The sequence below is a fragment of the Pseudomonas sp. genome (assembly GCF_030150285.1).
GTDB lineage: Bacteria > Pseudomonadota > Gammaproteobacteria > Pseudomonadales > Pseudomonadaceae > Aquipseudomonas.
Genome location: NZ_JASLGE010000024.1, coordinates 42,070 through 54,598, shown reverse-complemented (window position 1 = coordinate 54,598; position 12,529 = coordinate 42,070). Strand labels below are relative to the sequence as shown.

10 protein-coding genes are annotated in these 12,529 nt (G+C 58.1%); 7 read left to right on the top strand and 3 right to left on the bottom strand.

Annotation, left to right across the window (positions count from 1 at the left end; translation table 11 throughout):
* Positions 1 to 121 precede the first annotated feature (121 nt).
* Positions 122 to 985: a translation elongation factor Ts gene (gene tsf, locus Q1W15_RS04495; RefSeq protein WP_300724116.1), complete on the bottom strand. Its 864-nt coding sequence runs from the start codon at positions 983 to 985 to the stop codon at positions 122 to 124.
* Between the two features lie 205 nt (positions 986 to 1,190).
* The gene (rpsB, locus tag Q1W15_RS04490; RefSeq protein ID WP_055102581.1) at positions 1,191 to 1,934 is read right to left on the bottom strand and encodes a 30S ribosomal protein S2; all 744 of its coding nucleotides are present in this window, start codon (positions 1,932 to 1,934) and stop codon (positions 1,191 to 1,193) included.
* A gap of 302 nt (positions 1,935 to 2,236) precedes the next feature.
* Here rpsB and map point away from each other — a divergent pair, with 302 nt between their 5' ends.
* Genes map through dapC form a run of 3 tightly spaced genes read left to right on the top strand, consistent with a single transcriptional unit; the run spans position 2,237 to position 7,076 of the window.
* On the top strand, positions 2,237 to 3,094 hold the full coding sequence (gene map, locus Q1W15_RS04485; RefSeq protein WP_300724084.1) for a type I methionyl aminopeptidase: 858 nt from the start codon (positions 2,237 to 2,239) through the stop codon (positions 3,092 to 3,094).
* A gap of 56 nt (positions 3,095 to 3,150) precedes the next feature.
* Positions 3,151 to 5,853, top strand: a complete 2,703-nt coding sequence (locus Q1W15_RS04480) for a [protein-PII] uridylyltransferase (protein ID WP_300724070.1) — start codon at positions 3,151 to 3,153, stop codon at positions 5,851 to 5,853.
* Positions 5,854 to 5,879: 26 nt separating this feature from the next.
* On the top strand, positions 5,880 to 7,076 hold the full coding sequence (gene dapC, locus Q1W15_RS04475) for a succinyldiaminopimelate transaminase (RefSeq protein WP_300724056.1): 1,197 nt from the start codon (positions 5,880 to 5,882) through the stop codon (positions 7,074 to 7,076).
* 416 nt (positions 7,077 to 7,492) lie between these two features.
* On the opposite strand, the gene Q1W15_RS04470 is transcribed toward dapC, so the two are convergent.
* The gene (locus Q1W15_RS04470) at positions 7,493 to 9,139 is read right to left on the bottom strand and encodes a Na+/H+ antiporter (protein ID WP_300724045.1); all 1,647 of its coding nucleotides are present in this window, start codon (positions 9,137 to 9,139) and stop codon (positions 7,493 to 7,495) included.
* Between the two features lie 245 nt (positions 9,140 to 9,384).
* Between Q1W15_RS04470 and Q1W15_RS04465 the strand changes: the two genes are divergently transcribed.
* Genes Q1W15_RS04465 through Q1W15_RS04450 form a run of 4 tightly spaced genes read left to right on the top strand, consistent with a single transcriptional unit; the run spans position 9,385 to position 12,490 of the window.
* Positions 9,385 to 9,747: an ArsC family reductase gene (locus Q1W15_RS04465; protein WP_300724032.1), complete on the top strand. Its 363-nt coding sequence runs from the start codon at positions 9,385 to 9,387 to the stop codon at positions 9,745 to 9,747.
* A 44-nt stretch (positions 9,748 to 9,791) separates the two neighbouring features.
* Positions 9,792 to 10,826, top strand: a complete 1,035-nt coding sequence (gene dapD / locus Q1W15_RS04460) for a 2,3,4,5-tetrahydropyridine-2,6-dicarboxylate N-succinyltransferase (RefSeq protein ID WP_300724016.1) — start codon at positions 9,792 to 9,794, stop codon at positions 10,824 to 10,826.
* A 57-nt stretch (positions 10,827 to 10,883) separates the two neighbouring features.
* On the top strand, positions 10,884 to 12,089 hold the full coding sequence (locus Q1W15_RS04455) for an aminotransferase class V-fold PLP-dependent enzyme (RefSeq protein WP_300724001.1): 1,206 nt from the start codon (positions 10,884 to 10,886) through the stop codon (positions 12,087 to 12,089).
* On the top strand, positions 12,086 to 12,490 hold the full coding sequence (locus Q1W15_RS04450; RefSeq protein ID WP_300723989.1) for a SufE family protein: 405 nt from the start codon (positions 12,086 to 12,088) through the stop codon (positions 12,488 to 12,490). The genes Q1W15_RS04455 and Q1W15_RS04450 overlap by 4 nt, the downstream gene beginning before the upstream one ends.
* Positions 12,491 to 12,529: the final 39 nt, after the last annotated feature.

Below are 12,529 nucleotides of genomic sequence, written 5' to 3'. Positions count from 1 at the left end.
GCACCATCGGAACACGACTTATGCAATCGGTTCCGCAAGAAAAGGGAAAACCCTCTCCCATTTGAAAAGAGGCTGCGCGCGTGAGCGGGCAGCCTCTTCGGGGCGACAGTGTAAAACTGTCTTATTGCTTGGCGGCAGCCAGCTGAGCAGCAACTTCTTCAGCGAAGTTGTCGACTGGCTTCTCGATGCCTTCGCCTACCTTGAAGTAAGTGAAGGAAACGATTTCAGCGCCCGCTTTCTTGGCCAGTTCGCCAACTTTGATCTCTGGGTTCTTAACGAAAGCTTGCTCAACCAGGCTAGCTTCGGCCAGGAACTTGCTGATACGGCCTTTGATCATGTTTTCAACGATGTTTTCTGGCTTGCCGGCAATCTTGTCAGCATTGAGGCTCAGGAACACCGCTTTTTCACGCTCAACCGCTTCCTCAGAAACTTCCGAAGGCAGCAGGAACTCTGGGTTGCTTGCAGCAACGTGCATCGCGATGTCTTTGGCCAGCTCAACAGTGCCGCCTTTCAGAACAACCGCTACACCGATTTTGTTGCCGTGCAGGTAACCACCCACAACATCACCTTCAACGCGAGCCAGGCGACGGATGTTTACGTTTTCACCTACTTTACCAACCAGTACCAGGCGAGCAGCTTCTTGAGCTTCGATCAGAGGCTCAACGGTCGTCAGCTTGTCAGCGAATGCTTTTTCAACGCTGGCAGCAACGAATGCCTTGAAGTCGTCCTGCAGGGCCAAGAAGTCAGTCTGCGAGTTCACTTCCAGCAGAACTGCGGATTTACCGTCTTCCTTCAGGGCGATTGCGCCTTCAGCAGCAACGTTGCCTGCTTTCTTGGCAGCCTTGATGGCACCGGAAGCACGCATGTCGTCGATGGCTTTTTCGATGTCGCCGCCAGCCTTGGTCAAGGCTTTCTTGCAATCCATCATGCCTTCGCCGGTACGCTCACGCAGCTCTTTAACCAACGCTGCAGTAATCTCTGCCATTTCAAAATTCCTCTTGGATAGGTTTTCAACCATTCCACCCGATCGAACGGGCGTTCAATTCGTGTGAAGCTCACCCCTGACCACGCTGCTGAACGCAACTTGATACAGCAATAACAAATGCAGTGCCAGCAAATGGATTCCGAGGTGGCAAAAAGGGGGCCAAGCCCCCTTTTTGCGTACTGAGTAAACGCTAGGCGTTAATGACTCAGCCTTCAACTACCGCTGCAGCTGGAGCTTCTTCGACGAAAACGTCGGTGCCGCCAGCAACGTGGTTACGGCCACGGATAACAGCATCAGCCATCGCACCCATGTACAGCTGGATAGCGCGGATTGCGTCATCGTTGCCTGGGATGATGTAGTCAACACCTTCAGGGCTGCTGTTGGTATCGACAACGCCGATAACCGGGATGCCCAGCTTGTTGGCTTCGGTGATCGCGATGCGCTCGTGATCAACGTCGATAACAAACAGTGCGTCTGGCAGACCGCCCATGTCCTTGATACCACCCAGGCTACGATCCAGCTTTTCCAGATCGCGAGTGCGCATCAGCGCCTCTTTCTTGGTCAGCTTGGCGAACGTACCGTCTTCTGCTTGAATTTCAAGGTCACGCAGACGCTTGATGGAAGCACGGATGGTTTTGAAGTTGGTGAGCATGCCGCCCAACCAGCGGTGATCCACGTACGGCGAACCGCAACGTGCTGCTTCTTCAGCAACGATCTTGCCAGCGGAACGCTTGGTGCCGACGAACAGGATCTTGTTTTTGCCCTGGGCCAGACGCTCTACGAAAGTCAGAGCTTCGTTGAACATTGGCAGGGTTTTTTCAAGGTTGATGATGTGAATCTTGTTACGCGCGCCAAAGATGTATTTACCCATCTTCGGGTTCCAGTAACGGGTTTGGTGACCGAAGTGCACACCGGCCTTCAGCATATCGCGCATGTTGACTTGGGACATGATAGTTCCTTAATAAGTCGGGTTAGGCCTCCACGCATCCCAATGACCAACCAGCAGCTTCAGCTGAAGGCACCCAGGTCATCGTGTCGACGCGTGTGTGGGTTTGAGCACTGCGGGCTATACCCGCAAAGCGGCGCATTTTATACCACAACATGCCAAAAAAACGAAGCCCGGATTCTGACTTTTATTCCTCGTTCTTTTGCGCACGCGCTTCAATAAGCCCAGAATGCCCCATTCCATTACGACAAGCGATGGCGAGAGGCTCATGATTAACGCCGACCGTCTGTTAGAATCGCGTTTTTATGCTGGTGTGCGGACGCAAAATCTTGTCACACACCCAACCCGTTGATGAGCGCCAACGCGCGAAGAGAGCCTGTATGACCGTCACCCTCAAAACCCCCGAGGACATCGCAAAAATGCGTGTCGCCGGCAAACTGGCCGCCGAAGTGCTGGAAATGATTGCCGAGCACGTCAAACCGGGCGTGACCACTGAAGAGCTGGACCGCATCTGCCACGATTACATCGTCAATGTACAAAAGGCCATCCCGGCCCCGCTCAACTACAAAGGCTTCCCCAAATCGATCTGCACCTCGATCAACCACGTGGTGTGCCACGGCATTCCGGGCGACAAGGCCCTGAAGGACGGCGACACCCTGAACATTGACGTCACGGTCATTAAAGACGGCTATCACGGCGACACCAGCCGCATGTTCCACGTCGGCAAGGTGCCGGTCTGGGCCGAGCGCCTGTCGCAAGTGACTCAAGAGTGCATGTACAAGGCCATCGAACTGGTCAAACCGGGCTGCCGCTTGGGCGATATCGGTGAAGTGATCCAGAAGCACGCTGAAAAGAACGGTTTCTCGGTGGTTCGAGAGTTCTGCGGCCATGGCATCGGCAAGGTGTTCCATGAAGAACCGCAAATCCTGCACTACGGCCGCGCAGGCACCGGCATGGAACTGAAAGCCGGCATGACCTTCACCATCGAGCCGATGATCAACCAGGGCAAGGCTGACACCAAAGTGCTGGGCGATGGCTGGACAGCCATCACCAAGGATCGCAAGCTTTCGGCGCAGTGGGAACACACCTTGCTGGTGACTGACACCGGGTACGAGATCTTCACGCTGCGCAGCGATGACACCATCCCGCGCGTTTCGGCCTGATGTTTGCAGTCGTTTCTATATAGATAGCCACAACTCAGCAATAGGAAAGCCAATCGATGCCGCAGGTGGATCCCGAACTTTTTGACCGCGGCCAGTTCCAGGCCGAGCTGGCATTAAAGGCAAGCCCCATTGCCGCTTTCAAAAAGGCGATCCGCCAGGCACGTGACGTGCTTGACGAACGCTTTCGAAATGGTCGCGATATTCGTCGCCTGATCGAAGATCGAGCCTGGTTCGTCGATAACATCCTGCAGCAAGCCTGGGATCAGTTCACCTGGAGCGACCAGGCCGACATCGCCCTGGTGGCCGTCGGCGGGTATGGCCGGGGTGAACTGCACCCCTACTCCGATATCGATTTGCTGATTCTGCTCGACAATGCCGACCACGAAGTATTTCGCGACTCTATCGAGCGCTTTCTGACACTGCTTTGGGACATTGGCCTGGAGGTCGGTCAAAGCGTGCGCTCGGTGGACGAATGCGCCGAACAGGCCCGCGCCGACCTGACCATCATCACCAACATGATTGAAAGCCGCACGGTGGCGGGCCCTGAGCACTTGCGCCAGCGCATGCTGGACGTCACCAGCACCGCACACATGTGGCCCAGCAAGGACTTCTTCCTGGCCAAGCGTGCCGAGCAAAAAGCGCGTCATCACAAGTACAACGACACCGAATACAACCTGGAACCCAACGTCAAGGGGTCGCCCGGCGGCTTGCGCGACATCCAGACCATTCTATGGGTAGCTCGTCGTCAGTACGGCACCCTGAACCTGCGCGCCCTGGCGGGCGAAGGGTTTCTGGTCGAAAGCGAACACGCCTTGCTGGCGTCCTCGCAAGAATTTCTGTGGAAAGTTCGCTACGCCTTGCACATGCTCGCCGGGCGCGCCGAAGACCGCCTGCTGTTTGACCATCAACGCAACATTGCCGAACTGCTCGGTTATACCGGCGATGACACCAAACAGACCATCGAAAACTTCATGCAGCAGTACTACCGGGTCGTCATGAGCATTGCTCAACTCAGTGACCTGATTATTCAGCATTTCGAAGAAGTGATCCTGGCCCCCGAAGACGAAGCGCCGCCAACGCCTATGAACGCGCGCTTTCAGCTGCACGACGGCTATATCGAGGCCTGCAACGATCACGTTTTCAAACGCACGCCCTTTGCCATGCTCGAAATTTTCCTGCTGATGGCCCAACACCCTGAAATCAAAGGCGTACGTGCTGATACCATTCGCCTGCTGCGCGAACATCGCAACTTGATCGATGACAACTTCCGCAACGATTTGCGCAATACCAGCCTGTTTATCGAGCTGTTCAAGTGCAAAATCGGCATCCACCGCAATCTACGCCGAATGAATCGCTACGGTATTCTCGGCCGCTACCTGCCTGAGTTCGGTTTCATCGTCGGGCAAATGCAGCACGACCTGTTCCACATTTATACGGTCGACGCGCACACCCTGAACCTGATCAAGCATTTGCGTAAGCTTCAGTACACTCAGGCATCAGAGAAATTCCCTTTAGCCAGCAAGCTAATGGCCAAATTACCCAAGCCTGAATTGATCTACCTGGCGGGTCTTTACCATGACATCGGCAAGGGCCGCCACGGCGACCATTCCGAAATTGGCGCAGTCGATGCCGAGGCTTTCTGCATGCGGCATCACCTGCCCTTGTGGGACACACGCCTTATTGTGTGGCTGGTGCAGAACCACTTGGTGATGTCGACCACCGCCCAGCGCAAAGACCTGTCAGATCCTCAGGTGATCCATGACTTTGCCCAGTTCGTGTTCGACGAAACCCACCTCGATTACCTCTACGTGCTGACTGTCGCCGACATCAACGCCACCAACCCCACGTTGTGGAACTCCTGGCGCGCCAGCCTGCTACGTCAGTTGTATACCGAAACCAAACGCGCCCTGCGCCGAGGCCTGGAAAACCCGGTCGACCGGGAAGAGCAGATCCGTCAGACCCAAAGCGCGGCCCTGGACATTTTGGTGCGCGGCGGCAATGACCCGGATGACGTTGAGCAATTGTGGTCACAACTGGGCGACGACTACTTTTTGCGCCACACCGCAGGCGACGTGGCGTGGCACTCCGACGCCATCCTGCAGCAGCCGGTCGACGGCGGCCCATTGGTTTTGATCAAGGAAACCACCCAGCGCGAATTTGAAGGCGGCACACAGATCTTTATTTATGCCCCCGACCAGCACGATTTCTTCGCCGTTACCGTGGCCGCAATGGACCAGCTCAACCTGAACATCCATGACGCGCGCATCATCACGTCCAGCAGCCAGTTCACCCTCGATACCTACATCGTGCTGGATAACGACGGCGACTCGATTGGTCATAACCCGCAACGCATCGAGAAAATCCGCAAAGGCCTGACCGAAGCCCTGCGCAATCCCGATGACTACCCGACCATCATCCAGCGCCGCGTACCGCGCCAGCTCAAGCATTTCGCCTTCGCGCCGCAGGTGACGATTCACAACGATGCCCAGCGCCCGGTCACCGTGCTTGAGCTTAGCGCACCCGATCGCCCAGGCCTGCTGGCACGCATCGGCATGATCTTTCTGGAGTTCGATCTGTCACTGCAAAACGCCAAGATCGCGACCTTGGGCGAACGGGTCGAAGACATATTTTTCATTACCGATGAAAACAACCAGCCGTTGTCCGATCCGCAACTGTGCATTCGCCTGCAGGAAGCCATCGTCGAACAATTAACGGTCAATAAAGACTCAACCCCCGAAACGTGGCGCCTGAGCATTTAAGCGTCGCCGAGTGAGACCCGCCCCCAATGAACAACGCTCTAAACCAGCTTCAGCCTTACCCGTTCGAAAAACTGCGTGCACTGCTGGGTGCCGTGCAGCCCGATGCCGATAAACGCCCGATTGCGCTATCGATTGGCGAACCGAAACACCGCTCCCCGGCGTTCGTGGCCAAAGCCTTGGCCGACAGCCTCGATCAAATGGCGGTGTACCCGACCACGCTCGGCATCCCAGCCCTGCGCGAGGCCATTGGCCGCTGGGCTGAACAGCGCTTCAACGTGCCCGCCGGCTGGCTCGACCCGGCCCGTAACATTCTGCCGGTCAATGGCACTCGCGAAGCCCTGTTCGCTTTCACCCAGACGGTGGTCAACCGCGCAGACGACGCCCTGGTCATCAGCCCGAACCCGTTCTATCAGATTTACGAAGGGGCTGCGTTCCTGGCCGGGGCCACACCGCACTACCTGCCGTGCCTGGCGGAGCATGGTTTCAACCCGGATTTCGATGCTGTCTCGGCCGACACCTGGAAGCGCTGCCAAATCCTGTTCCTGTGCTCGCCAGGCAACCCGACCGGTGCATTGATTCCACTCGACACGCTGAAGAAGCTGATCGCCCTGGCTGACGAACACGACTTTGTGATTGCCGCAGACGAGTGCTACAGCGAGTTGTACTTCGACGAAAGCACGCCCCCGGTTGGCCTGTTGAGTGCTTGCGTTGCCCTGGGCCGCGAAGACTTCAAACGTTGCGTGGTGTTCCACAGCCTCTCCAAGCGCTCCAACCTGCCAGGCCTGCGTTCCGGCTTCGTGGCGGGCGACGCCGAGATCCTCAAAGCCTTTTTGCTGTACCGCACCTACCACGGCTGTGCGATGCCGGTGCAAACCCAACTCGCCAGCATTGCGGCCTGGAACGATGAAGACCACGTGCGCGCCAACCGCGACCTGTACCGCGAAAAATTCGACGCCGTACTCGCTATCTTGACGCCCGTACTGGACGTACAGCGCCCGGACGGCGGTTTCTACCTGTGGCCCAAGGTAAAAGGTGACGACGCTGAATTTTGCCGTGACCTGTTCGCCGAAGAACACGTGACCGTGGTGCCGGGCTCGTACCTGTCCCGCGAAGTCGAAGGCTTCAACCCGGGTGCAGGCCGTGTTCGCATGGCCCTGGTGGCTCCGTTGGCGGAATGCGTAGAAGCCGCCGAGCGGATACGCGACTTTATCCTGCGCCGCTAACCTCAATCATCGGCAGGAGGGGCCGCCGCATTGATAGACACCTAAAATGGGTGAAAAAAATCATTTTTAGAATCAATGAGTTAGCGTCTTCTCTATAAGAGGCCAGCGTGGCTTAAGGGGACCCTTAGATCAAAACACGCGCGTAGGAGCGAGCTTGCTCGCGATCTTTTGATCTTCTCCGTGGGCCGCCGCGATCGGCCAGCGTGGTTTAAGGGGCCCTTTAGATCAAAAACCAGGTCAAAAGATCACGAGCAAGCTCGTTCCTACAGGCCTTGCTGCGTTCGGCCAGCGTGGTTTAAGGGGCCCTTGGATCAAAAGCCAGGTCAAAAGATCACGAGCAAGCTCGTTCCTACAAACTCTGCCATCCGCAGGAACAGCCGGTCGACGCTCGATTGCTCGCTACCGCACTCACAGCCTTACTTCACCGCCCCCAGGTTAGCTTCGCTCAAGTCCAGGTCCCGCAGGATTTCACTGAGCACGTCATCACCAATCACGTGATGGCGGCGCAAGCTGTACAGTTCCAGACGCTGCGCCCTGAGCGCCTTGAGCCGCAAACGACTTTCCAGCTGGTCCATTTGTGACGCCAGCGCCTGGGCTTCGACAGAGTCGTTGAACACTTCAAGCTGATGCCGGTACTCGGACATGATCCGAGCCTTCAGTTCCGCCGCCAACGCCGCCTGGGCCGCGTCCTGCTGGCTGTCCGGCTCTACCACTTCCTCAGCCTCCAGCGCGTGAATGGCCGCTTCTGCCGTGCGCCGCCACGCTTCGCGCACCTCGTTGCGCATGGCATCATCCGGGCTTTTAGGAATGCCACGCAACAACAATGGCAAGGCGATACAGGCCGACACCAACGACAGCAAAATCACCCCGGCGGCAATGAATATCAGCAAGTCCCGTTCAGGGAAATCAACACCCTGGCTGATCAGCAGCGGTACCGACATTACACCGGCCAACGTCACCGCCCCGCGCACGCCCCCCACGGTCAGCAACCAGCAGGAGCGCGCATTCGGCACCATCGTCAACTCGCCCTTGCCTCTCCAGCGACGCAACAGCGCGAACAAGCGCCAGATGCTTTGCACCCAGATAAACCGCAGCGCCAGCAACACCAGGAAAATCACAACCACGTCCAGGCAGCGGTAGAGCAAGGTCGGCCACAGCGTGGTTTCGTGGCTGACCACCGCCTTGATAATGTCCGGCAACTGCAAGCCCAACAGCAGGAAAATCAGACCGTTAAACGTAAATTCCAGCAGCCCCCACACACTGCGATTAAGCAGTCGGGTGCTGGTCTGGCGTGGCAGCAAATCCAGCCAGCTTTGCATCATCCCCGCCGCTACCGCCGACAAAATGCCCGATGCGCCCAGTCGCTCAGCCAACACATAAGCGGCAAACGGCAGTAGCAACATAAACACCACGTGGGTCGCCGGGTCATCCCAGCCGCGGGCAATCATCCACGAGCGCATGCGCCCCACCAACCAGCTCAAGGCCACACCAATCGCCAACCCGCCGCACGCCACCAGCACAAACGTGACACTGGCAGTGGTCAGGGAGAACACCCCGGTAATCGCCGCCACCAGGGCGAACTTGAAGGTCACCAGGCCCGAGGCATCATTCATCAAGGCCTCGCCCTGGAGCATATGCATCAGCGGGCCAGGCAAACGGTTCTGAGAAATCGCCGACACCGCAACGGCGTCGGTCGGGGACAACACGGCGGCCAGGGCAAAGGCCACCGGCAACGGAATGGTCGGCAAGAGCCAGTGAATGAAATAACCGGCACCGACCACCGTAAACAGAACCAGGCCCACTGCCAGGGTCAGGATCGGCCCACGCAAACGCCAGAATTCGCGCTTGGGCATGCGCCAACCGTCCGAGAACAATAGGGGCGGCAAAAATAGAAACAAAAACAGCTCAGGGTCCAACGCAACATGTAGCCCCAGCGTCGGCCAGGCCAGCGCGGCACCCGCCGCGATTTGCACCAGGGGTAAAGGCAGCGGAATCAAACGCCCCAATAGACGCGAGACACCCACCAGCATCAGCAGAATGAGGACGGTATAGGCGGTTTGCATATCAACAGGGTTCCCAAACAATCATCTTTTGGCTAAAAGTCTTGGACTAGACACCGCTAGTAACAGTTTCTCACAGCAGGCCATAGTAGCGCCTAAAGGCAAAACCGGGCCCTGAACAAAAGTAGCAGTTCGACGACGTGTCATATGTGCATGCCAAGCTTGCAGCCATACACGCCCAAGCGCGCTGCCCGTGGCATAATCCGCCACCGATCATTTCAGGCATCTCCAAGGGAGGGGCAATTTCCGTGACCGATTCGAACAAGACCTTGCACCTTTTCGGCATCAAAGCCTGCGACACCATGAAAAAGGCGCGCACCTGGCTGGATGAGCATGGCGTGCGGTATGACTTCCATGATTACAAAAGCAGCGGTATCGACCGTGAGCACCTGACTCAATGGTGCGACGAACACGGTTGGCAAGTCGTGCTCAACCGCGCTGGCACCACGTTTCGCAAACTCGACGACGAACAGAAAGCCGATCTCGACCAAGCGAAAGCCATTGAGCTGATGCTGGCCCAACCCTCGATGATCAAGCGCCCGGTGCTCGATCTCGGTGACAAAACCCTGATTGGCTTCAAGCCAGATCTTTATGCGGCGGCCCTTCTTTAACCCTTGAGCCAACACCGCCCATTTTTTTTGTAAGAGGTAATTGCATGTCTACTACCCTGTTCAGCGCAGCCTTCGGCGTCGGCACCCAAAACCGTCAAGGCGCATGGCTGGAAGTGTTCTACGCACAACCCCTGATCAACCCGTCGGCCGAGCTGATTGCAGCCATCGCACCGATTCTGGGCTATACCGGCGGCAATCAGGCAATCACCTTTACGACAGCCCAGGCCGCACAAATGGCTGATGCGCTCAAAACGGTGGATGTTGCCCAAGCCGCGCTGCTGACCCGCCTGGCCGAGAGCCACAACCCGCTGGTCGCCACCCTGCTGGCCGAAGATGCCGCACTGACCTCAACCCCTGAGGCCTACCTCAAGTTGCACCTGCTATCCCATCGCCTGGTCAAGCCGCACGGCTTGAGCCTGGCGGGCGTGTTCCCGCTGCTGCCCAACGTGGCATGGACCAGCCAGGGTGCCATCGACCTCAGCGAGCTGGCTGAACGTCAACTGGAAGCCCGTCTGCGTGGCAACTTCCTGGAAGTGTTCTCGGTCGACAAGTTCCCGAAAATGACCGACTACGTGGTACCGGCTGGCGTGCGTATCGCAGACAGCGCACGTATCCGTCTGGGTGCTTACATTGGCGAAGGCACCACCGTGATGCACGAAGGTTTCGTCAACTTCAACGCGGGCACCGAAGGCCCAGGCATGATCGAAGGCCGTGTCTCGGCGGGCGTATTCGTGGGCAAGGGTTCTGACCTGGGCGGCGGCTGCTCCACCATGGGCACCCTGTCGGGCGGCGGTAACATTGTGATCAAGGTAGGCGAAGGCTGCCTGATCGGCGCGAACGCCGGTATCGGCATCCCGTTGGGCGACCGCAACACCGTTGAGTCGGGCCTGTACGTTACCGCGGGCACCAAAGTGGCCCTTCTGGACGAAAACAACCAGCTGGTCAAAGTGGTGAAAGCCCGTGACCTGGCTGGCCAACCGGACCTGCTGTTCCGTCGCAACTCGGAAACCGGCGCAGTGGAATGCAAAACCCACAAGTCGGCCATTGAGCTGAACGAAGCCCTGCACGCTCACAACTAAGCGTTTATCTGCCACTGACGGGGGCACTTTTGGCCCCGTCATCACAGGCCGTCCACCATGCTTTTGCCTTCTCCCTGGCGCGCTGACTTTCCCGCCATCGCAGCCTTGCAGCGTCAGGACCAGACGTATCTGGACAACGCTGCCACCACGCAAAAACCCCAGGCGCTGCTCGACGCACTGACGCACTATTACGCCAGCGGCGCGGCCAATGTTCACCGTGCGCAGCACTTGCCGGGCGCTCATGCGACCCAGGCATTTGAGAACAGCCGCTGTAAAGTGGCGCAATGGCTCAATACTGGCGATTGCGGGCACATCGTCTTCACTCACGGTGCCACGTCTGCGCTTAACCTTCTGGCCTATGGGCTGGAGCCTCTATTCGAGCCGGGCGATGAAATTGTCGTCAGTGCTCTGGAACACCACGCCAACCTGTTGCCGTGGCAACAATTGGCCCGACGCAAGCACTTGAAGCTGGTGATCTTGCCGCTGGACCCCTGCGGCCTCATCGACCTTGAAGCGGCCGCCCACTTGATAACCCCGCGCACCCGTCTGATGGCCGTCAGCCAACTGTCAAACGTGCTCGGCGCATGGCAGCCTCTACCCGCCCTGTTGGCGCTGGCCAAGGCCCAACACGCGCTGACCGTCGTCGATGGTGCTCAAGGCGTTGTGCATGGTCGCCATGACGTGCAGGCCCTGGGTTGCGACTTCTACGTCTTTTCCAGCCACAAACTCTACGGCCCGGACGGGCTGGGCGTGCTGTTCGGCCGTCATGAAGCATTCGCGCAACTGCAGCATTGGCAGTTCGGCGGCGAGATGGTGCAAGACGCCGACTATCAGCACGCTTCATTCCGCTCCGCCCCGCTGGGCTTTGAGGCCGGTACCCCACCGATTGCCAGCGTGATCGGCCTGGGAGCTACCCTCGGTTATCTGGCGAGCCTGGATCAACGCGCCGTCGAAGCTCACGAGGCCGCTCTGCACCAGCAGTTGGTCGAAGGCCTGAAACAGCGACCGGGCATTCGCCTCCTGGGTACACCCCAACTGGCACTGGTCAGTTTTGTCGTCGAGGGCGTGCATAACGCCGACCTTGCACACTTGTTGACCGAACAAGGCATCGCCGTACGCGCCGGGCATCACTGCGCAATGCCGTTGCTGAAAAGCTTCGGTCTGGCCGGTGCGATACGGGTTTCGCTGGCCCTGTACAACGACTCTGAAGACCTTGAGCGATTCTTCAACGCACTCGATCAAGCACTGGAGTTGCTGCAATGACCTTGCCCCAGGACGCCCAAACCGCACTCGACGCCTTTGCGCATTGCGCCAGTTGGGAGCAGCGCGCTCGCCTGCTGATTCAATGGGGTCAGAAACTGCCTGAGCTGGCAGATGCCGACAAAAACGAGGCTAACCGGGTGCATGGCTGTGAAAGTCAGGTGTGGTTGGTGGGCGAATTAAACAACGGCCACTGGCAGTTTTCTGCCAGCAGCGATGCGCGCTTGATACGCGGTTTGGTGGCGTTGCTATTGGCGCGGGTTAACGGGCTGCCCAGCGAAGCGCTGCAACAGGTGGACCTGCCCGGCTGGTTCAACCAACTGGGCCTGAGCCGCCAGTTGTCGCCTTCGCGCAGCAATGGGCTGAATGCCGTGTTGCAGCGCATGCGTGAGTTGTCCGCTTAAACCTTCACCCTGGCCATCGTGCCCGTCGTCGCTGACGAG

Bases quoted from the DNA above. Each gene is read 5' to 3' on its own strand.
- tsf (WP_300724116.1), bottom strand. From the start codon at position 985: ATGGCAGAGATTACTGCAGCGTTGGTTAAAGAGCTGCGTGAGCGTACC.
- rpsB (WP_055102581.1), bottom strand. From the start codon at position 1,934: ATGTCCCAAGTCAACATGCGCGATATGCTGAAGGCCGGTGTGCACTTC.
- map (WP_300724084.1), top strand. From the start codon at position 2,237: ATGCTGGTGTGCGGACGCAAAATCTTGTCACACACCCAACCCGTTGAT.
- Q1W15_RS04480 (WP_300724070.1), top strand. From the start codon at position 3,151: ATGCCGCAGGTGGATCCCGAACTTTTTGACCGCGGCCAGTTCCAGGCC.
- dapC (WP_300724056.1), top strand. From the start codon at position 5,880: ATGAACAACGCTCTAAACCAGCTTCAGCCTTACCCGTTCGAAAAACTG.
- Q1W15_RS04470 (WP_300724045.1), bottom strand. From the start codon at position 9,139: ATGCAAACCGCCTATACCGTCCTCATTCTGCTGATGCTGGTGGGTGTC.
- dapD (WP_300724016.1), top strand. From the start codon at position 9,792: ATGTCTACTACCCTGTTCAGCGCAGCCTTCGGCGTCGGCACCCAAAAC.
- Q1W15_RS04455 (WP_300724001.1), top strand. From the start codon at position 10,884: ATGCTTTTGCCTTCTCCCTGGCGCGCTGACTTTCCCGCCATCGCAGCC.
- Q1W15_RS04450 (WP_300723989.1), top strand. From the start codon at position 12,086: ATGACCTTGCCCCAGGACGCCCAAACCGCACTCGACGCCTTTGCGCAT.